Source organism: Spiractinospora alimapuensis, assembly GCF_018437505.1.
In the GTDB taxonomy this organism is placed as follows: Bacteria; Actinomycetota; Actinomycetes; order Streptosporangiales; family Streptosporangiaceae; genus Spiractinospora; species Spiractinospora alimapuensis.
Genome location: NZ_CP072467.1, coordinates 4,985,866 through 5,003,693, shown reverse-complemented (window position 1 = coordinate 5,003,693; position 17,828 = coordinate 4,985,866). Strand labels below are relative to the sequence as shown.

General features: G+C 69.0%; 19 protein-coding genes. 6 read left to right on the top strand and 13 right to left on the bottom strand.

Translation table 11 applies throughout. The annotated features are described in order from the left end of the window. Window positions 1-75: 75 nt before the first annotated feature. The 9 genes from smc to rsmD form a co-directional block, all read right to left on the bottom strand. Window positions 76-3,639: a chromosome segregation protein SMC gene (gene smc, locus J4H86_RS23405; protein WP_236540390.1), complete on the bottom strand. Its 3,564-nt coding sequence runs from the start codon at window positions 3,637-3,639 to the stop codon at window positions 76-78. Between the two features lie 273 nt (window positions 3,640-3,912). After that, window positions 3,913-4,104 (bottom strand): hypothetical protein, encoded by a 192-nt coding sequence (locus tag J4H86_RS23400; protein ID WP_236540388.1) that lies wholly within the window; start codon window positions 4,102-4,104, stop codon window positions 3,913-3,915. Between the two features lie 252 nt (window positions 4,105-4,356). Beyond that, the gene (locus tag J4H86_RS23395; RefSeq protein ID WP_236540386.1) at window positions 4,357-4,644 is read right to left on the bottom strand and encodes an acylphosphatase; all 288 of its coding nucleotides are present in this window, start codon (window positions 4,642-4,644) and stop codon (window positions 4,357-4,359) included. Next, window positions 4,644-5,525, bottom strand: a complete 882-nt coding sequence (gene mutM, locus J4H86_RS23390) for a bifunctional DNA-formamidopyrimidine glycosylase/DNA-(apurinic or apyrimidinic site) lyase (protein WP_236540384.1) — start codon at window positions 5,523-5,525, stop codon at window positions 4,644-4,646. Before mutM ends, J4H86_RS23395 begins: the two co-directional genes overlap by 1 nt. 2 nt (window positions 5,526-5,527) lie before the next feature. Beyond that, window positions 5,528-6,334 (bottom strand): ribonuclease III, encoded by an 807-nt coding sequence (rnc, locus tag J4H86_RS23385; RefSeq protein WP_236540382.1) that lies wholly within the window; start codon window positions 6,332-6,334, stop codon window positions 5,528-5,530. 243 nt (window positions 6,335-6,577) lie between these two features. Continuing rightward, complete coding sequence (gene rpmF, locus J4H86_RS23380) at window positions 6,578-6,754, bottom strand: 50S ribosomal protein L32 (RefSeq protein ID WP_236540381.1); 177 nt, start codon at window positions 6,752-6,754, stop codon at window positions 6,578-6,580. A gap of 132 nt (window positions 6,755-6,886) precedes the next feature. After that, window positions 6,887-7,462 (bottom strand): YceD family protein, encoded by a 576-nt coding sequence (locus tag J4H86_RS23375; RefSeq protein WP_236540379.1) that lies wholly within the window; start codon window positions 7,460-7,462, stop codon window positions 6,887-6,889. 44 nt (window positions 7,463-7,506) lie between these two features. Further along, the gene (gene coaD / locus J4H86_RS23370; RefSeq protein WP_236540377.1) at window positions 7,507-7,986 is read right to left on the bottom strand and encodes a pantetheine-phosphate adenylyltransferase; all 480 of its coding nucleotides are present in this window, start codon (window positions 7,984-7,986) and stop codon (window positions 7,507-7,509) included. 50 nt (window positions 7,987-8,036) lie between these two features. Further along, window positions 8,037-8,630, bottom strand: coding sequence for a 16S rRNA (guanine(966)-N(2))-methyltransferase RsmD (gene rsmD / locus J4H86_RS23365; protein WP_236540375.1), 594 nt, complete (start codon window positions 8,628-8,630; stop codon window positions 8,037-8,039). A 152-nt stretch (window positions 8,631-8,782) separates the two neighbouring features. Here rsmD and J4H86_RS23360 point away from each other — a divergent pair, with 152 nt between their 5' ends. Both J4H86_RS23360 and J4H86_RS23355 read left to right on the top strand, forming a co-directional pair. Beyond that, complete coding sequence (locus J4H86_RS23360) at window positions 8,783-9,373, top strand: hypothetical protein (protein ID WP_236540373.1); 591 nt, start codon at window positions 8,783-8,785, stop codon at window positions 9,371-9,373. Then, window positions 9,300-9,950: a DUF5946 family protein gene (locus tag J4H86_RS23355; RefSeq protein WP_330932448.1), complete on the top strand. Its 651-nt coding sequence runs from the start codon at window positions 9,300-9,302 to the stop codon at window positions 9,948-9,950. Before J4H86_RS23360 ends, J4H86_RS23355 begins: the two co-directional genes overlap by 74 nt. Window positions 9,951-9,965: 15 nt before the next feature. Here J4H86_RS23355 and recG read toward each other — a convergent pair whose 3' ends face one another. Then, entirely contained in the window at window positions 9,966-12,173 is a 2,208-nt protein-coding gene (gene recG / locus J4H86_RS23350) for an ATP-dependent DNA helicase RecG (protein ID WP_236540370.1), read from the bottom strand. A 217-nt stretch (window positions 12,174-12,390) separates the two neighbouring features. On the opposite strand from recG, the gene rpmB reads away from it, so the two are divergent. Beyond that, on the top strand, window positions 12,391-12,576 hold the full coding sequence (rpmB, locus tag J4H86_RS23345) for a 50S ribosomal protein L28 (protein WP_236540369.1): 186 nt from the start codon (window positions 12,391-12,393) through the stop codon (window positions 12,574-12,576). Between the two features lie 1,018 nt (window positions 12,577-13,594). Here rpmB and J4H86_RS23340 read toward each other — a convergent pair. Both J4H86_RS23340 and J4H86_RS23335 read right to left on the bottom strand, forming a co-directional pair. Continuing rightward, a complete protein-coding gene (locus tag J4H86_RS23340; RefSeq protein ID WP_236544143.1) occupies window positions 13,595-14,158 on the bottom strand; it encodes a cellulose binding domain-containing protein in 564 nt (187 codons plus the stop codon). A 224-nt stretch (window positions 14,159-14,382) separates the two neighbouring features. Next, window positions 14,383-15,363, bottom strand: coding sequence for a thiamine-phosphate kinase (locus J4H86_RS23335; RefSeq protein ID WP_236540368.1), 981 nt, complete (start codon window positions 15,361-15,363; stop codon window positions 14,383-14,385). A 67-nt stretch (window positions 15,364-15,430) separates the two neighbouring features. Here J4H86_RS23335 and J4H86_RS23330 point away from each other — a divergent pair, with 67 nt between their 5' ends. Further along, complete coding sequence (locus J4H86_RS23330) at window positions 15,431-15,661, top strand: Lrp/AsnC family transcriptional regulator (RefSeq protein WP_236540367.1); 231 nt, start codon at window positions 15,431-15,433, stop codon at window positions 15,659-15,661. 23 nt (window positions 15,662-15,684) lie between these two features. Next, complete coding sequence (locus J4H86_RS23325; protein ID WP_236540365.1) at window positions 15,685-16,134, top strand: DUF3515 domain-containing protein; 450 nt, start codon at window positions 15,685-15,687, stop codon at window positions 16,132-16,134. A gap of 46 nt (window positions 16,135-16,180) precedes the next feature. Here J4H86_RS23325 and J4H86_RS23320 read toward each other — a convergent pair whose 3' ends face one another. Then, window positions 16,181-16,951 carry a DUF3105 domain-containing protein gene (locus tag J4H86_RS23320; protein WP_236540363.1) on the bottom strand — a complete coding sequence of 257 codons (771 nt, stop codon included), beginning with the start codon at window positions 16,949-16,951 and terminating at the stop codon, window positions 16,181-16,183. Window positions 16,952-17,032: 81 nt separating this feature from the next. Here J4H86_RS23320 and J4H86_RS23315 point away from each other — a divergent pair, with 81 nt between their 5' ends. After that, on the top strand, window positions 17,033-17,743 hold the full coding sequence (locus J4H86_RS23315; RefSeq protein WP_236540361.1) for a DUF305 domain-containing protein: 711 nt from the start codon (window positions 17,033-17,035) through the stop codon (window positions 17,741-17,743). Window positions 17,744-17,828: the final 85 nt, after the last annotated feature.

Genomic DNA, 17,828 nt, shown 5'->3' with positions numbered 1-17,828 from the left:
ACTTACCACTGGCAAGCGGCGGATTTCATCACTTCTCGAAATTCCGACATAACGGACACCTCTCGTTCCCGACCGCTACGCGACACCCTGACTGGCGGTGCGTTCCAGTTTCTGGCTGATGACCTCGGAGATGCCGTCGCCGCGCATCGTTACCCCGTAGAGGGCGTCGGCGGCTTCCATGGTGCGTTTCTGGTGGGTGATGACGATCAACTGGGAGCTGCCGCGGAGCTCCTCGAAGATGATCAGCAGGCGTTGGAGGTTGGTGTCGTCGAGGGCCGCCTCGACCTCGTCGAGGACGTAGAAGGGCGAGGGGCGGGCCTTGAAGATGGCGGCGAGGAAGGCGATGGCGGTGAGGGAGCGTTCGCCTCCCGAAAGGAGGGAGAGGCGTTTGACCTTCTTTCCTGGAGGTCGGGCCTCGACCTCGATGCCGCTGGTGAGCATGTCCTCGGAGTCGGTCAGGACCAGTCGGCCCTCGCCGCCGGGGAACAGGCGACCGAACATGGCGGAGAACTCGCGTTCGACGTCGGCGTAGGCCCCGGCGAACACCTCACGCACCCGGTCATCCACCTGCTTGACGACCTCAAGCAGGTCACGCCGGGTGGACTTCAGGTCCTCCAGTTGGGTGGAGAGGAAGGCGTGCCGCTCCTCCATGGCCGCGAACTCCTCCAACGCCAAGGGGTTCACCTTGCCGAGCTGGGCGAGCTGCCGTTCGTTGGTGCGGGCACGTTTCTCCTGCACCGCGCGCTCGAAGGGCAGGGGGTCGGCGCCGTCTCCCGCGTCCGCGGACGGAGGGACCGACACACTGGGGCCGTACTCGGCCAGTAGCGGCTCGACCTCGATGCCCATCTCCTCGACCGCCTTGGTGTGCAACTGCTCCAGTCGCATCCGGCGTTCGGCGCGCGCCATCTCGGTGCTGTGCGCGGTGTTCACCAGGGACTCGCGTTGGACTGACAGGTCGCGCACCTTCTGGCGGACCATCTTCAGCTCCGGCTCGCGGGCCGAGCGGGCCTCCTCCTCACGGCGGCGACGGTTTTCCGCCACCTGGAGCGACTCCTCCACGCGGATGACCGCCAGCCGTGCCGCGTCGGCGATCGCGGCGGCGACGGTGGCGCGGCGTTGACGGTCGACGCGCCGTTCCGCGGCCCGCTGCAACGCCTCCCGCGCCTCGACCGCCGCGGTCTCCAGGGCCTCGGCCCGGCCGGCGAGCGCACGGACCCGTTCCTCGGCGGTCCGTACCGCGAGTCGTCCCTCGGTCTCCGCCGCGCGGGCGGCGGACGCCTGGTGGGCCAGCTCGTCACGCAGCGCTGTGTCCGGTTCCGCGTCGGCGACCGGTTCCGCCTCCACCTGCCGCAGGCGTTCCTCCAGCTCGGCGAGTCGCTCCTCGTCCTCGGCCTGCGATCCCGAGGCCTTCTCGATCGCTCGGGTACCGCGTTCGGCCTCACCGACGGCGGCGCGGGCGTGCGCCTCCAGTTGCGCGATCCTGGTCCCCGCCTCGGAGCGCCGCTTCTCCTCGGCTCGCACCCGTGCGGACACGGCGGAGACAGCGTCCGCGGCCTCCTGGCGTGCCGATTCGGCCTCCGCGAGATCGAGGGCCGCCTGTTCGCAGGCCGCCGTCACCTCCTCCAGGCGCATCGCCGCCTCGTCGACGGCGGCCTGGGCCTCGATCGCGCTGGGGACCGACTTCGACCCTCCATGCGCGAAGGTGGCGGTGAACACGTCGCCGGCCACGGTGACGGCGCGGGCCTGGGGGCGTTCCCGTAGGAGGGCGGCCGCCCGCGTGGTGTCCGGCACGAGGACCGTCTGGTCCAGAAGCTGGAGAATCGCCGGGCGAAGCTTGTCCGGGGCGGTGATCCGATCCACGAGGTAGACGCAGTCCGGTGGTGGGGCCGGCCAGGAGTCACGGTCGGGGGCGGACAACAGGCCCTCGTCGGCGACAACGATGCCGGCCCGGCCCGCGTCCCGCTCCTTGAGCAGGTCGACCGCCGCCACAGCGGTGTCGGCGGCCGTGACCGCGATCGCCTCCGCCGCCGTGCCCAGGGCCGCGGCGACCGCGGCCTCCGAACCCGACTCGACCTGGATCTGGCTGGCCAGCGGGCCGAGGAGCCCGGGTAGCTCCTGCTCGGCGGCGAGAAGCGCGGCCGTGGCGTCCTTGCGGTCGATCCCCTGCTCGAGCGCTTCCTTACGAGCGGCGAGGGCGGCGCGTTCCCGCTCGGTGCGGCGCTCCACTTCGCGAAGTTCCTTGAGACGGGCCTCTGTCGCGCGCAGCCGCTGGGTGGTCTCTTCCTGCTCGGCGGCCAGGTCGGGATCCGCGGCGTCCTCGGTCTCGGCGCGGCCCCGTTCCAGTTCCTCGGCGGCGACCTCGGCCCGCTCCCGTGCCTCCTGGGCGGAGTCGGTGAGTCGCGCGACCTCTGCGGCGCTGGCGGCGACCCGGCTCCGCACGGACTCCACTTGGCCGTGCAGTTTGGCGATCTGTTCCCGCCGGTCGGCGGCCGCGCGGGCGGCGGCGGCGACCGCCTTGTCCTCGCGGGCGAGCTGTTCCTCGGTCGCCTTGCGTTCGGCGACCGCCGCCTCCAGGTTCTCCTGGGCATCGTTGAGGTGTTCGGTGAGCTCGGCCTCCTCGGCGCGTACCTCCGCGGCCTCGCGGTCCAGCTCCTCGGGATCGTTGCGGTGGGACGTGTCGTGGGCCTCGTCGGAGGAGAGACCGCGTTGCCGCTCTGTGGCCAGTTCCGCCAGCGAACCGAACCGTTCCCGGAGCCGCTGTAGGTTCTGTGAGGTCTCCCGAGCCCGTTCCAGCAGGGGCGACGCTCGGGTGGCCTCCTCCTCGAGTTCCGTCTCACGCTGCTGGGCCGCCTCCAGCGCGGCCTCGAGTTCCTCGCGCTTGCGGCGAGCGGTGGCCTCGTCGGCCTCCTCCTTGCGCAGCGTCTCGGCGAGCGTGGTGATGTCGTCGGCGAGAAGACGGAGGCGGGCGTCACGTAGCTCCGCCTGGATCACCGCCGCCTTCCTGGCGAGCTCGGCCTGGCGACCCAGCGGCTTGAGCTGTCGCCGGAGCTCAGCGGTGAGGTCGCTGACGCGGTCCAGGTTTCCCTGCATCGCGTCGAGCTTGCGCAGCGCCTTCTCCTTGCGCTTGCGGTGTTTGAGGATCCCGGCGGCCTCCTCGATCAGCGCGCGGCGCTCCTCCGGGCCGGCGTGCAGCACGGTGTCGAGCTGGCCCTGGCCCACGATGACGTGCATCTCGCGGCCGATGCCGGAGTCGCTCAGCAGTTCCTGGACGTCGAGCAACCGACACGTGTCGCCGTTGATGGCGTACTCCGACCCGCCGTTACGGAACAACGTACGGCGGACGGTCACCTCGGAGTAGTCGATGGGCAGAGCGCCGTCGGCGTTGTCGATAGTCAGACTGACCTCGGCGCGGCCGAGTGCGGCGCGGGAGGAGGTTCCGGCGAAGATGACGTCTTCCATCTTCCCACCGCGGAGGGTCTTCGCCCCCTGCTCGCCCATCACCCAGGCGAGCGCGTCCACCACGTTGGACTTCCCTGACCCGTTCGGTCCCACGACGCAGGTGATCCCGGGTTCGAACCGCAGCGCCGTCGCCGAAGCGAAGGACTTGAAGCCTCGCAGCGTGAGGTTCTTCAGGTACACGGCTGCTCAGCCTCCGTCACGCTCCACAGTGCTCCACAAGATCTTCCTCAGCCTGCCACGGAGCACCGGGCCGCGACGCCGTTTCGTCACGGGGAGATCATGTCGTGTCGCACACGAATTTCCCACTAATACGGTAGGAAATAGATGTCGACTACCCCTCGGGCAGTTCCGCCGTGTCGCTCGTTGCCGAGCACCCACCATGTCCCACGTGCGCGGACACCAAAAGTCCCTACGTGTTCGATGTGGGAACGTGCGGCCCGACCTACTGTCGAGTTATGCCAGCGCCGGTTCGCGCTCGGTTGAGCTGACGGCTACGTTGGCGACGGTGGCCGACAGGGCGTCGTTGTGCGCCTGGAGCCGACCTACCTCGTCTTCAAGGTCGCGTACCCGCTGTTGCAGCCGACGCATCTCCTGGACCATACGAGGGTCCGGACCGCCAACGTGGCCCAACAGAGCCTTCGCCATGATGTGGGTCCTCCACAATGAGTGACCGGTTCGTCAGATGTATGCGAGAGCGCCACGGAAGCCCGGGCCGTGAACCAAGAAATGCCGCAAGGCGTCTACCTCATGGGCGCGTGGTATGCCGTCCATGCTCTCATCGCACCGAGAACTGGTCAAGATTATCTGGATTTACTCAGTAACACTGCGTGAAGTAATGCGACGCCTCAGTCGCCTGTCGACCGAGACGATGTCACACCTGTCGCACTTCCAGGATACTCACCTTTCGGAAAATCCTGTGAATGCGCCGGTCACGTCGCCCCAATTCTCTTGTACGCGATCCACGTGACCAGGGGTTCGTCCACCACGAAGTGCCGCGAGTAACACGTCGCAGTCGGCGCGGGGCCCCTCGGCGACGACCTCCACCCGGCCGTCACGGCGATTCGTCGCGGCACCGACGAGGCCGAGTTCCAGGGCGCGAGACCGCACCCACCACCGAAAACCGACGCCCTGCACACGACCCTCGACCCACGCGGTGAGCCGAACACGGTCGGTGGTGTTCTCCATCAGTCTTCTCCACCACGCATCGACTGGCATCGTGGGCATCGGAACGAGGACCGGTTCATGAACACCTCACGCACGATCGGGGTACCACAGTGCCCGCACCGCTGCCCCTCCCGGCCGTACACCCGCAGGGCACGCGAGAAGTACCCGCTCTCCCCGTTGACGTTGACGTACAGGCCGTCGAAACTGGTGCCGCCCTCGTCCAGGGCCGCCTCCAGTACGTCGCGCACCGCGACCAACAGGCGTTTCACGTCCGCCCGGGTCAGGGTTCCGGCCGGCTGTTCGCCGTGGAGCCCCGTGCGCCACAGCGCCTCGTCGGCGTAAATGTTGCCGACCCCGCTGACCAACGACTGGTCGAGCAACGCGCGTTTCACCCCGCTTCGCCGGTTGGTGAGCGCCCGCGCGAACTCCGCGTCGTCGAACGCCGGCTCCAACGGGTCCGCCGCGATGTGGCTGGCGACCAGCGGTACCGGCCGGCCACCAACGCCGGGACCGACCTCGTCCACCAACATGTGGCCGAACGTGCGCTGGTCGACGAAGCGCAACTGCGTGGCGGGAGCGGTGGCGCCCTCGGGCACCAGGCCCGCACTGACGCGAAGATGCTTCTGCGGCGCGATCTCCGGGGCACACACCAGGAGTTGCCCACTCATACCGAGGTGCGCCAGCAGCGCTTCACCGCTGTCCAACGGGAACCAGAGGTACTTCCCACGGCGGCACGCGTCCAGCACACGTACGCCCTCAAGGCGGTCCCGGAAGTCCGCCATACCCGCGGCGTGCCGGCGTACCGAGCGGTGGTGCAGAACCTCGACGCCCTTGAGAGTGCGGCCCACCACGTGGTCGGCGAGTCCCCGGCGGACGACCTCGACTTCCGGCAGCTCCGGCATCGTCAGCCGGCGTCCGTCGCCGCGGCGTTGTCCTGCCGGGACTGGCCGTTGCCCGTGGCTTTGGCGTCCGCGCCGGTTTCCTTGGCGGACTGGTTGTTCACGGCCTCGGCCGCGTCGCCCTGGATGGCGGTCCACGCGGCTTCGGCGGCCTGCTGTTCCGCCTCTTTCTTGCTCCGGCCCTCCCCGGAGCCGTGCGCCTCGCCCGCGACCCGCACTACGGCGCGGAAGCTCTTCTGGTGGTCGGGGCCGCTCTCGGTGACGTGGTACTCGGGCACACCGAGCCCCTCTGAGGCGGTGAGTTCCTGCAGCGATGTCTTCCAGTCCAGCCCCGCGCCCATGCCGGAGGCCTTGGCCACGAGCGGGTCGAACAGCCGGTGTACCAGGGCCGACGCCTCGTCCAGCCCTTTGTCGAGATAGACGGCTCCGATGATGGCTTCGAGTGTGTCGGCGAGGATGGACGACTTGTCGCGCCCCCCGGTGCCCTCCTCACCACGGCCGAGCCGGATGTAGCGCCCGACGTCCAACCCACGGGCGACGTCGGCGAGCGCACGCATGTTCACCACGGCCGCCCGGAGCTTGGCGAGCTGGCCCTCGGGAAGGTCAGGATGGGCGTGGAACAGCGTGTCGGTGATCACGAGCCCCAGGACGGCGTCCCCCAGGAACTCGAGCCGCTCGTTGGTGGGGAGACCGCCCTTTTCGTAGGCGTAGGAACGGTGGGTCAGCGCCCGGGCCAACACGTGGGGGTCGATCCCGACGCCAATCGTCCGACGGAACTCCCTGGCCTCAGCGGCGGACAGTTGGGTGCTCAACGGTGTTCACGTCCCTCTCTACAGCGCGGGGCGCTGTGGGTGCGGCGCGGCGTCTCCCGCGCGGCCGACCAGGAACGCTCGGGTGCGAGGTGATCGCCGGCCAAAGCGCCGGCGATCACCTCGATCTCGGGTGTTCCCATCGGCTCTGCGTCATGACCAACCAACAAGGGTCTGTCGCTTGCCCGTCCCCGGTGAACCGGACACGGACGAGCGACAGACCTTGGAGCCAGGCTCGGGAATGCCTCAGGCCGTGGTGACAACCTGACGGTTGTTGTAGGTGCCGCACGTGGGGCACGCCTGGTGGGGCAGCTTGGTGTCACGGCACCGCGGGCACGTCGTCAGGGACGGGCGCGAGGCCTTCCACTGCGACCGGCGGGTGCGGGTGTTGCTCCGCGACATCTTGCGCTTCGGGACGGCCACGTTCTTCCTCCTGGCTCAACACGCCCCTCCGCGCATCCCGCGGAAGGGATTTCTGCTTGCTCTCCGGCCTTCGCTCACGTACGAAGACACGGCCCCGCCATCAGACGGAGACGCGGCCGGACGGTGGCCGTCTCACTCCTTCTTGGAGGAGTCCAGCCCCTTCAACGCCGCCCACCGGGGGTCCACAGCCTCTTCGTGGCTGTGGTCGGGACCGGCGTCGGCCAGCCGTACTCCGCACTCCACGCACAGGCCGGGGCAGTCGTCCCGGCACAGCGGCGAGTCCGGCAGGGCCGGCACGAGCGCGTCACGGATCACCGGCTCCAGGTCGATCCAGTCGCCCTCAAGATGGTAATCGCTGTCGTCGTCAGCGCCAACGTCGTGCTCTGCCTCGTCCCCCACACCGAACTCGTCGGCGGGGTAGCGGAAGAGTTCCTGGAACGACCCGGTGATGGTTTCCGACACCGGTTCCAGGCAGCGGGCGCACTCACCGACCATCGGCGCCTCGACGGTTCCCGTGACCAGGACACCGTCCAGCACCGACTCCAGCCGGTACTCCAAGGACAGCTCCGCGTCCTCGGGAATGTGGGTTAGTCCGACCTCAAGACCCGACAACGCCGGAAGCGTACGGGTGTCGCGGCGCATGGCGCCTGCCTGACGCCCGAGCATGCGGGTGTCGATCTTGAAGGGTGAACTCGTTGACTGTGACATATCCAGGGCCAAGTCTATCCGAGCGCGGAGACGGGAAACCGCGCTCAGTCGCCCGCGAACCTGTCCCGCAACGCCTGCTCGACGTGCGGCGCGACCAGAGTGCTCACGTCACCGTTGTAGGAGGCGACCTCTTTCACGAGGCTGGAACTCAGGAACGAGTACTGGGGGTTCGCCGTCATGAAAAGGGTCTCAACCCCGGCGAGCTGGTAGTTCATCTGGGCGATCTGCAGCTCGTAGTCGAAGTCGCTGACCGAGCGCAGGCTGCGGATGATGCCGGGGATGTCGTTCTCGCGGCAGAAGTCGACGAGAAGCCCGTCGAACTGCTGCACACGGACGTTGGGGTAGTCCTCCGTCGCCTCGCGCAGCATGGCCACGCGGTCCTCCGGGCTGAACAGGCCGCGTTTGGAGATGTTCGTCAGAACAGCGGCAATGACCTCGTCGTATTGCCGCGCGGCACGTCCGATGATGTCGATGTGCCCATTGGTGACGGGATCAAAGGACCCCGGACAAACCACGCGCCGCACGTCATCGCCCCTTTCAGCCTCCGGCCTCCGCGCCGGCGTCGACAGATCCGCTACACGTTTTCCGCTTCCGCGCCGTCAACGCGGCCCGAGGCGCGACCGTACCAAAGGGTCGCCTCCCCATAGCGCTTCGCCCTCCTTGCCTCGAACCCCTCCGGCCAGAGGAACTCCGGCCCCCGGCTCGACCTCTCGAGCACCACGAGCGCGTCCGGCGCGCACCACCCGTTGTCGCGGGCCAGCTCCAGCATCGTCACTACGTCGTGGTCGGTCACCACGTAGGGCGGGTCGGCGAGGAGGAGATCGAACGGCGCGGAGGCCGGTTTCGCGAGCACGCGTTCCACCTTGTCCGCCACGACCTCGCCTCCCGGAATCCCGAGTGAACCGAGGTTGCGCCGCACAGTCGCGGCGGCCCGGCGGTCGGCCTCCACGAACACGACTTCGGCCGCCCCACGGGACAACGCCTCCAGCCCCAAGGCCCCCGACCCCGCGTAGAGGTCGATCACCCGCAGACCGGAGAAGTCCCCCAGCTCCGAGCGCACCGACGCGAACATCGCCTCCCGGGCACGATCCCCCGTAGGGCGGGTCCCGTTTCCAGGAGGAGCGTCGATCCGCCGCCCACCGGCGACGCCAGAGATGATCCGAGGCATACCCCGAGCGTAGAACAGCGACCGAGGCGGGGATTCCCCCGGACACCCCCACGACGCCACCGTTCTCCTGCCGGGTCCCCGGCGCACGACGTCCTGGAAGGGCCGACACCACCAGGAGCCTCCGCTCGGACCCCATGCCAGGAACGACGTGGGTGGCCGTTCTCTGCCACAGCACCCGCACGATCGACCTCGAACGCCATGATGGGGGCATGGAGGAGAACGCGAAGGGTGCGTACAGCGGCCTGTGTGGCGCGTGCCAGGGCAGGTTCGGTGGCGTGGGACGGCTGTTCGCCGAAGAAGTCGACTACTGCAACGGGTGCGGGCATCCGATGAAGGCACCAGATCCGCCTCCTGTCTCGAAGCCCAGCCCGCCTCCCCGCTATGTCGGGTCAACCCCGATTGGTGACCTCTGTGCGGACTGCCAACGCATATACGGAATAGAGGAACCGCAGTTCAGGACGCGGATGGGGTGGTGCCGCTCCTGCGGGATGTCGCTCGGCCCTGACGGGCGCGCGCAGAGCATTCACGGCACAGCGGACGATGTCATCCGGGTCTATCGAGAACTCCAGAACGACACGCCCGCGAACGGCGTCCACTCCGAGGACATCAACGGAACGGTCGTCCAGATCGGGACCGTCCACGGAGACGTCTCCTTGGCGGGGCACGACGATGTCGGAGACGTCGGCTCCGGCCCGGAGGGACCGACCGGCACCGAGACCACTCCCGCACCGCCTCCCGGCTGAACCCAACTCCGGGATCCTTGCTGGGGGCGGCTTCGTCAGCCCCGCCCCAAACCGCCCTCGGCAGAACGCGCGCCAAGGCGCGCCCCCCCCCGCCCACGAAATCCGATCGCCCGTCGTCTCCGGGGTGCGGCACACTGCACCCATGGTCACCTGCCCGGAATGCGGAACCACGAGCGAGGTCCCCTGTGCGACCTTGTTCAATCGGCTCCTCGCGCTCGACCACTCCCGGGCGGAACCGTGGGGTCCGCTCCATGGCGTGGCTGTGGCCTGCTATCGCTTGCAGCACGGCAGCCAACTTCCCGAGGGCTCGGACGTGCTGTTGGGCTTGCTGCGGGTGTTCGTCGATGAGGGCGCGGCGGCGGCACATCGGTTCGCGGAGGGTCGGCGGCGCGCGAACTCCCATCGGAACCGTGGGGCCGCACGGCCCGCGTACGCCCCCACGACCGTCTCCCCCAACGGGTTCCGCGTCACCCTCGCCGATGTCGCCGCCGACGGCACCTTTCCCGCTTCTGGCTATGAGCGGCGCGTCCGGGACTGGGCGGACGCCACGATCACCGCATGGGACGCAGTGCGCTGACCTGGAGACGGACGGTCAAGTCTTCTCGAGGAAGTCCGCCTGGGTGTCGGCGAGCTGACGGTCCAAGGCGGCGTTGAGGTCGGGGTACCCGGTGAGCGTGGGGTCCTCCGCCACGAGAACCGTGGCTTCGTCCCGGGCGTGACGGATCAGCTCCTCGTCGCGGGTGAGGGCGAGGAGACGCACCGTGGATCGACGTCCGGACTGGGCGTCGCCGAGGACGTCGCCTTCTCGGCGTTGTTCGAGGTCCACCCGGGAGAGTTCGAAGCCGTCGGTGGTGGAGGCCACGGCCGCCAGACGTTCGCGGGCGGGGGTTCCCTCCGCGAACTCGGTGACGAGCAGACACAACCCCGGCTCCGTGCCTCGACCGACGCGGCCACGGAGCTGGTGCAGCTGGGAGACCCCGAAACGGTCCGCGTCCATGATGACCATGGTGGAAGCGCGGGGGACGTCCACGCCGACCTCGATCACGGTGGTGGCCACGAGGACGTCGATGGCGCCGGCGGTGAAGTCCCGCATCACCGACTCCTTCTCCTCGGCGGAGAGGCGGCCGTGCAGGATCGCGACGCGCAGGTCCGACAGCGGGCCGGCCATGAGCTCGGCGGCGAGATCCACCACACCGATCGGGGGCCGCCGCTCCGACTCCGCCGGGTTCTCCTCGTCCTCCGGTGTTGGTGGCGCGGGTTCCTGGTCCGTCGGGTCCTCGTCGCCGATGCGGGGACAGACCATGAAGGCCTGGCGCCCTCGTCCCACCTCCTCACGGACGCGTTCCCAAGCGCGGCGCAGGTAGTGGGGACGCTCGGCGGCGGGCACGACGTGGGTGGTGATCCCAGCCCGGCCGGCGGGGAGTTGGGAAAGGGCCAGCACGTCGAGATCGCCGTACACCGTCATCGCCACGGTGCGGGGAATCGGGGTGGCGGTCATCACCAGGACGTGCGGGCGCCCGTCCGCCCCCTTGGCGCGCAGGGCGTCGCGCTGCTCCACGCCGAAGCGGTGCTGCTCGTCCACCACGACGAGGCCCAGTTCGGCGAAGCTCACGTTCTCCTGCAGTAGTGCGTGCGTTCCGACCACGATCCCCGCCGCCCCGGAGGCCGCGTCGGACAGGGCGCGGCGTCGTTCCTTGGTGGACTGGGATCCGGTGACCAACGCCACCGAGGTCGCGTGTTCGGCCTGGTCGAGGCGCCCCCCGGCGGCGAGGGGGCCCATCAACTGGATGATCGACCGATGGTGCTGTTGTGCGAGGACCTCGGTGGGGGCGAGGAGGGCCGCTTGCCCTCCGGAGTCCACGACGCGCAGCATGGCCCGCAGGGCGACCACGGTCTTGCCGGAGCCGACGTCGCCCTGCAGCAGTGTGTGCATGGGGTGGGCGGAGTCGAGGCCCTCCGCCACCGACTCGCCGACCTCGCGCTGCCCGTCGGTCAGGTCGAACGGCAGGCGGGCGTCGAAGGCGTCGAGCAGCCGGCCGGGACTCCCCTTCCACGCCCGCGACGGCAGTGCCTGGGACTCCTGGCGGCGACGGGCGAGCGCGACCTGCATCAGGAACGCCTCGTCCCACTTCAGCCGGTGCCGCCCGCGGGCGATGTCACGGTCCTCCCGGGGGCGGTGGATGCCCTCCAGCGCGGCCGCCAGTGGAATCAGGTCGTGCCGTCGGCGCACGGCCTCCGGCAACGGATCGGGAACGTCGCCCACGTGGTCCAGCACGATCCCCACGCAGCGGGCGACCTTCCAGGACGGGAGCTTGGCCGTGGCCGGATACACGGGGATGAGTTCCTCGGCGAAGGCCCGGGCCTGCTCCGGGGAGGCGTCCTCCATGTCGGGGACGAGTTCGTAGTCGGGGTGCGCGAGCTGACGCTTGCCCCGGTAACTGGACACCTTGCCGGCGAACAGCCCACGCTTGCCGGGAACGAGCTGCCGAGCGTGGTGGTCGACGACGCGGCCGAAGAACGTGAGGGTGATCAGCCCGGTGCCATCCGTCACCGCCACCTCGAGGAACGAGCCGCGACGCTGCCGCATGGTGCGTTTCCGGGCCTCGACCACCTGCGCCACGATGGTGACCTGCTCACCCTCGACCAGTGTGCTGAGGTCGCTGAGCTCCCCGCGCCGGGCGTAGCGGCGCGGGTAGTGCCCGAGCATGTCCGCCACGGTGTGCAGGTCGAGGGAGTCGGACAGCACCTTGGCCGTCTTCGCACCGAGCACACCGCGCAGCGGATCATCCAGGTTGCCCACAGCCGATATCGTAGTGACCAACGGCGACGATCGCTCGACGACCGTGCTGGCCTGTGGGTGTCCTATACTGGCAGGGCCGTACTGTGAGTTCGCCGCCCTGCGTCGGGTAGGCTTGCCCCTCGGCCGGTCGCGCTCAGCGTGGCCGCACGCAGAGAAATCCAATTCGTCCGGTGGCGAGCGCCCGTGGACGTGCTCCTCGACCCTGAATGGAGTGACCGTGGCTTCCGTATGCGACGTCTGCGGCAAGAGGCCGTCGTTCGGGAACAACATCTCCCACTCGCACCGCCGCACCCGCCGCCGCTGGGACCCGAACGTCCAGACCGTGCGCACCCGGGTGAACGGTACCCCGAAGCGCGTGAAGGCCTGCACCTCCTGCATCAAGGCCGGCAAGGTCGAACGCTAGCAGGACGCAGCGGTCTTCCGCCGCACAAAGCATCCGTCCGAGGCCCGGTGTCGTCCCAGAAGGGACGACACCGGGCCTCGGCGTTTGCGTCAGGACCACTCCCCTCAGCCAGGTCCCGCATCCGTCCACGAACCACGACCCCGGACATTCGCGGACGCATTCTGTCCGCGATTCCGCGCTCCAGCACGAGCGCTCGCGAACAATGTGGCCGCCATTCGTCCGCTTTCCCTCCGCCCCATTCCCGCGCGGGGAACAGACGTCGCCCCGATCCTGGTGCAGATCCTGCGCGGTGGACCATCCCCGCGCGCGGGGAACAGACGGTCATTGCGGTGACGGTGGTGCCGTGGCCGGGGGACCATCCCCGCGCGCGGGGAACAGACGAACTGGTGTACAGCCCGGAGGGGGAACTGATGGGACCATCCCCGCGCGCGGAACAGACAGACGACCTCGAACTTCCCGGGCAGGACGGGATCGCGGGACCATCCCCGCGCGCGGGGAACAGACGACTCAGCATCTGGTCACGGGTTTGGGTCTGGGGGACCATCCCCGCGCGCGGGGAACAGACAGTCCGCGACCAGCGGACTTACCACTGGCAAGCGGCGAATTTCTTCACTTCTCGAAATTCCGACAAAACGGTCACCAATGCTCGCTCCCCGATTTGGCGGCGATCCGTGGCGGGTACCACCGCTTCTATCTTCCTACAGGAATCACGGCGGGAATCGATGATCCGACCGAGGGACCATACCCGCCCACCGGGAACAGACAACGGAACCACCAACCTGTAAGCCAAAACGCTCCGCGCGCGGGGATGCCCCGGCACTCCACCAGTCCAACCCGGATGGGCTCGGTCCAGTCCCCGCACGCTCGGGTGGACGTGCGTTGATCTTGTAGTTGTCGCCACATCAGCCACCTGGGGTGGCGACAACTACAAGATCAACGGGAGGCGGGTCGCGTGAGCCGTGCGTCCGAGGGATCAGGGGGACCTGCGCGTAGCGCCGCGTGGGGAACGTCACGGACGCTAGATCCCGCAGGTCTCTCCGTTGAGGTGGCAGCTCGGCGTCTCGTTGGTGCCGAGGGCGTCGAAGTGGATGGTGGTGGACTCCCCGGGTGGGAGGGCCGACTCCTCGCCCATGGGGGAGATTCGGGCTCCGGTTCCGGTGGGTTCCCATTCCGCGCCCCAGACGACCACGACTTCGGCGGCGTCGAAGGTGAGTTCCAGGTCCCAGTCGGCGAGGGGGGCTCCTCCGTTGTTGCGGATGGATACCTCGCCGCTGAACTCCTGGTCCGCGCGGGGGGTGGCCTCGTAGCTGACGTCGGCCTGGGTGTCTCCGCCCTCGGAGGCGGCGGTTTCCGGGGAGTCGAGGGTGTTGTTGCCGCCGGCGGACCCGCCGGGGCCGTCGGGGGGGATCTGCTCCAGGGATTCGCCGTCGGTGCCGGCGTCTTCCTGGGGGTCAGAGAAGTGCAGGTAGACCTGGGTGCTGCTGTAGCCGAACAGGACCAAACCCACCATCACGCCGGAGACGAGGAGCGCGCGATGGAACCGTGGTGGGCGGACGCGCTTTGGTACCGTGCTGCCCAGCATGTGGGTCACCGAAGCGACAGGACCCGTACCGGTCGGGCCCGCTCGGTGGCTGGCGGAGCCAGGAGGACGACGCGGGTTGGTCGAACCGCGCTTCCCCTCCCCCGAGCTGTGCCGGCCCAAGCCATCCTCCGCGCGTCGCGTGCCAAGCTCTCCCCTGGGGAAGCCTAACGTGTCGCGGCCTGCTCATGTCCACCAAAGACGAGACAAACTCGGGCGAACAGGGATCAATCACTGCGCTCACTGGCCGGTCCGAAGTGATCCCACCCTCCGCGCGCCACGTTCCGCCCGTCGACACGGACGCCCTCCCCTTCGGTCACGACGCCGATGACGCGCCAAGGCGGTGGCGGATCTCCATCCGGGGGGAAGGTGGCGGCAAAGGAGTGGTCCTCCCCGCCTGCCAATTGCCATTCCCGCAGGTCACCGGTGATATCGCGTGTCGCGAGCCACTCGCGGGCTTCCCGCAGCTCAGCGGGCTCGCCCAGTAGGGACGCGTCGAGCTCGACCCCGACCCCACTCGCGGCGGCGATGTGGCCGAGGTCGGCGACCAGTCCGTCGCTGACGTCCGCCATGGCGGTGGCGCCGGTCGCCCCAGCCGACATGCCCGCCGCGTAGAGAGGCTCGGGTCGGCGGTGTGCGCCAACGCACGGGCCTTCGTCGATGCCGTGTGTGAGGAGGGCGAGCCCTGCGGCTGACCAGCCCAACCGTCCGGCGACTGCGACCCGGTCCCCCACCCGCGCGCCGGAACGGACGATGGGGTCGCGGCCACCGAGGTCACCCAGCGCGGTGACCGAGAGGGTGATCGCCCCGTCGGCGGAGCGCGTGGTGTCGCCGCCCACGACGGTGCCGCCAACCCGCGCGCACTCGGCGCGGACGCCCAACGCGAAGTCGTCCAGCCACGAAGCGGGAAGGTCCGGCGGGGCGGCCAGCCCGATCAGGAGCGCGGTGGGGCGCGCCCCCATGGCCACCACGTCGGCGATGTTCTGCGCCGCGGCCTTGTGGCCAATGTCGCGGGCGCTGGACCAGTCCCGCCGGAAGTGCCGTCCCTCGACCAACAGGTCGGTCGTCGCCACCACCCGACGGTCCGGCGCGCGCACCACAGCCGCGTCGTCACCGATGCCGAGGATTACGTCGTCGGTCTGCGGGAACCCCGGAGTCACGCGCGCGATCGCGCCGAATTCACCGAGGTCTCCGATGGTAGTGTCCACGGCGCTCAGGATACGGTGACCTCTCATAGGTCTAGACCTACTCGGATGGTGCACGCGGGAGGCAAGGATGCAGGCGTACATTTTGGTGCAGACAGAGGTGGGGATGGCGAGCGAGGTAGCGCGCGCGATCTCCACGATCGACGGGGTCACCCAGGCGGAGGACGTGACCGGCCCCTACGATGTGATCGCGCGGGCCAGCGCCGACAATGTCGATGACCTGGGCCGGTTGGTGGTCGCGCGGATCCAGAAGCTGGACGGGATCGCTCGCACGCTGACCTGTCCGATCGTGAATCTCTGACCTGGAGTGTGATTGTGCGCTGGGTGACGGCGACCGTCGGCGTGGTGGCGCTGGGCGTCGCGGGCTGTGGTGGGAGCACGGCCGACGTGACGCCGCCGGACCCCGAGGGCGAGGCCGCTGAGGTCTGCGCGGAGCTTGTCGATGACCTTCCCGACGTGCTGCTCGACGAGTCACGTGTCGAGGCGGAGCCCACGTCGGACTACACGGCGGCGTGGGGCGACCCGGTCATCTCGGTGCGGTGTGGCGTGCCGAGGCCGGAAACCCTTCGGGCCGACTCCGAGCTCATCGCGATCACCGACGTCGCGTGGCTGCCGCAGCCGGTCGACCACCCCAGCATGTACACGGCGGTTGGGCACACGGCCTACGTCGAGGTCTCCGTCCCGCCGTCCTACGGTCCCCCCGCGGGCGCGCTACTGCCGATCAGCAGCCTGATCGCGAGCACGATCCCCGCACTGCCGGACGGAGAGTTGTGAGAAGGCCGCGGCTCCGACCAGGTCGGGGCCGCGGCCACGGAATGACTCAGGACTCGTCGTCGGCGTCCGCGTCGTCCTCGTCGGCGGGGTCGTCGCCGTCCTCGTCGGTCTCGTCCTCCTCGGTGGACTCGTCCTCAGCCGCGTCCTCGGCTGGTTCGATCCCGGGCGTTCCGGTCGTGAAGCCCTGGGCCTCCAGTTCCGCGGCGGTCTCCCCCACCGCGCCGGAGCAGGCGGCACCCGGCTCGGGAACGTGGTCGGACTGCTCGTAGCGGCGCAGGAAACGGGTCAGGTCCTCGTCGGCCGGTGAGTCGACGACGAGCTGGTACTCCCAGGCGCTGGCGACGATCGGGCCGGGCATGTCACCGAGGTACGGGCTGACCAGTACGTAACTACCGGGTGTGTGCAGACTCTCCAACGCCTCGACGTCCTCGTCGGGCAGGTCGGGATCGTAGGTGATCCACACCGTTCCGTGTTCGAGGGAGTGCACGGCGAGGAAGTCGGCCACCGGTTCGGTGTAGACGCCGCAGTTCTGCCAGTACTCGAAGTGCGGCCCACCCACAGGTGGGGATTGTTCGTACACCGGGGGTTCCGCGACGTGGTCGTTGGACTGGTCCGGGTACTCGTCCAGCCCGGGGATCGCCCGGTACTCCTGATCCCACACCTTGTATCCGGCGAAGCCGAGTGCACCGACCAGGGCTACACACAGGGCCGCGACAGCGCCCGTCTTCAGGACCTTCCGCCGTTTGGCGGCCTTGATACGTTGCGCCTTCAACTCGCGGGACTTCTGGCGCCGGCGCTCGGCCGCGCTCTGTGGCACGTCGTCTCCAATCCAACCGACGGTGCATATGCTCGTAGCTCGACAGGCAGCTTACGCACGAACTCGAGTGAATCGGACACCATGCCTCCGGATAGTTACGAAGGCGAAGCCGACGTCACGGCTGATGCCTCAGAGGAACACGATAGTCACGAGGATGAGGAACCGGAGAAATCCGAGCGGACCGAGCGCTCCAAGCCGCGGACCGTGCCCCTCGTCGTTGTCGTGGTCCTCGTGGTGGCCGCTGCCCTGCTCGGCTACCTGGTGGGGAGCCCGAAGAACCCGCTCGACAACTCCGCCGACGCCGGTTTCGCGCGCGACATGAGCGTGCACCACGACCAGGCGGTGGACATGGCGATGGAGGTCCTGCCGAAGATCGAGGATCCGGGATTGCGCACCGTGGCGTATGACATGGCGCGGACCCAGCAGGCGCAGATCGGCATGATGCGCGGCTGGCTGACCCAGTGGGATCTGCCGGTGCGTGGCGGCGAGCCGCAGATGACGTGGATGGCCGCACATGACCACGGCCTGGGCCCGGAGGGCAGTGTGCCGGAGACCATGCCCGGCTACGCCACCGAGGAACAGTTGGACGACCTGGCGGACGCGTCGGGGGTCGAGGCGGAGATCCTGTTCCTGGAGCTGATGATTCCGCACCATGAGGGTGGTGTGGAGATGGCCGAGGCGGCGGTGGCGTTGGCGTCGGAGCCCTACGTCGTTCAGCTCGCCGAGGGCATGGTGGTGTCCCAGCAGAGCGAGATCGACATGATGGAGAGCATGCTCGACGAGCGCCGCTGAGCGCTTCGCCCGGGGACGCTGGTCCCCAGGGGCCCGGCGCGTCCCTTCCTCACGACGCGGGCCCGTCCCCCAACCACTCCGACCG

Bases quoted from the DNA above. Each gene is read 5' to 3' on its own strand.
- J4H86_RS23400 (WP_236540388.1), bottom strand. From the start codon at position 4,104: ATGGCGAAGGCTCTGTTGGGCCACGTTGGCGGTCCGGACCCTCGTATG.
- J4H86_RS23395 (WP_236540386.1), bottom strand. From the start codon at position 4,644: ATGGAGAACACCACCGACCGTGTTCGGCTCACCGCGTGGGTCGAGGGT.
- mutM (WP_236540384.1), bottom strand. From the start codon at position 5,525: ATGCCGGAGCTGCCGGAAGTCGAGGTCGTCCGCCGGGGACTCGCCGAC.
- J4H86_RS23375 (WP_236540379.1), bottom strand. From the start codon at position 7,462: ATGTCACAGTCAACGAGTTCACCCTTCAAGATCGACACCCGCATGCTC.
- rsmD (WP_236540375.1), bottom strand. From the start codon at position 8,630: ATGCCTCGGATCATCTCTGGCGTCGCCGGTGGGCGGCGGATCGACGCT.
- J4H86_RS23355 (WP_330932448.1), top strand. From the start codon at position 9,300: ATGTCGGAGACGTCGGCTCCGGCCCGGAGGGACCGACCGGCACCGAGA.
- J4H86_RS23340 (WP_236544143.1), bottom strand. From the start codon at position 14,158: ATGCTGGGCAGCACGGTACCAAAGCGCGTCCGCCCACCACGGTTCCAT.
- J4H86_RS23330 (WP_236540367.1), top strand. From the start codon at position 15,431: ATGCAGGCGTACATTTTGGTGCAGACAGAGGTGGGGATGGCGAGCGAG.
- J4H86_RS23315 (WP_236540361.1), top strand. From the start codon at position 17,033: ATGCCTCCGGATAGTTACGAAGGCGAAGCCGACGTCACGGCTGATGCC.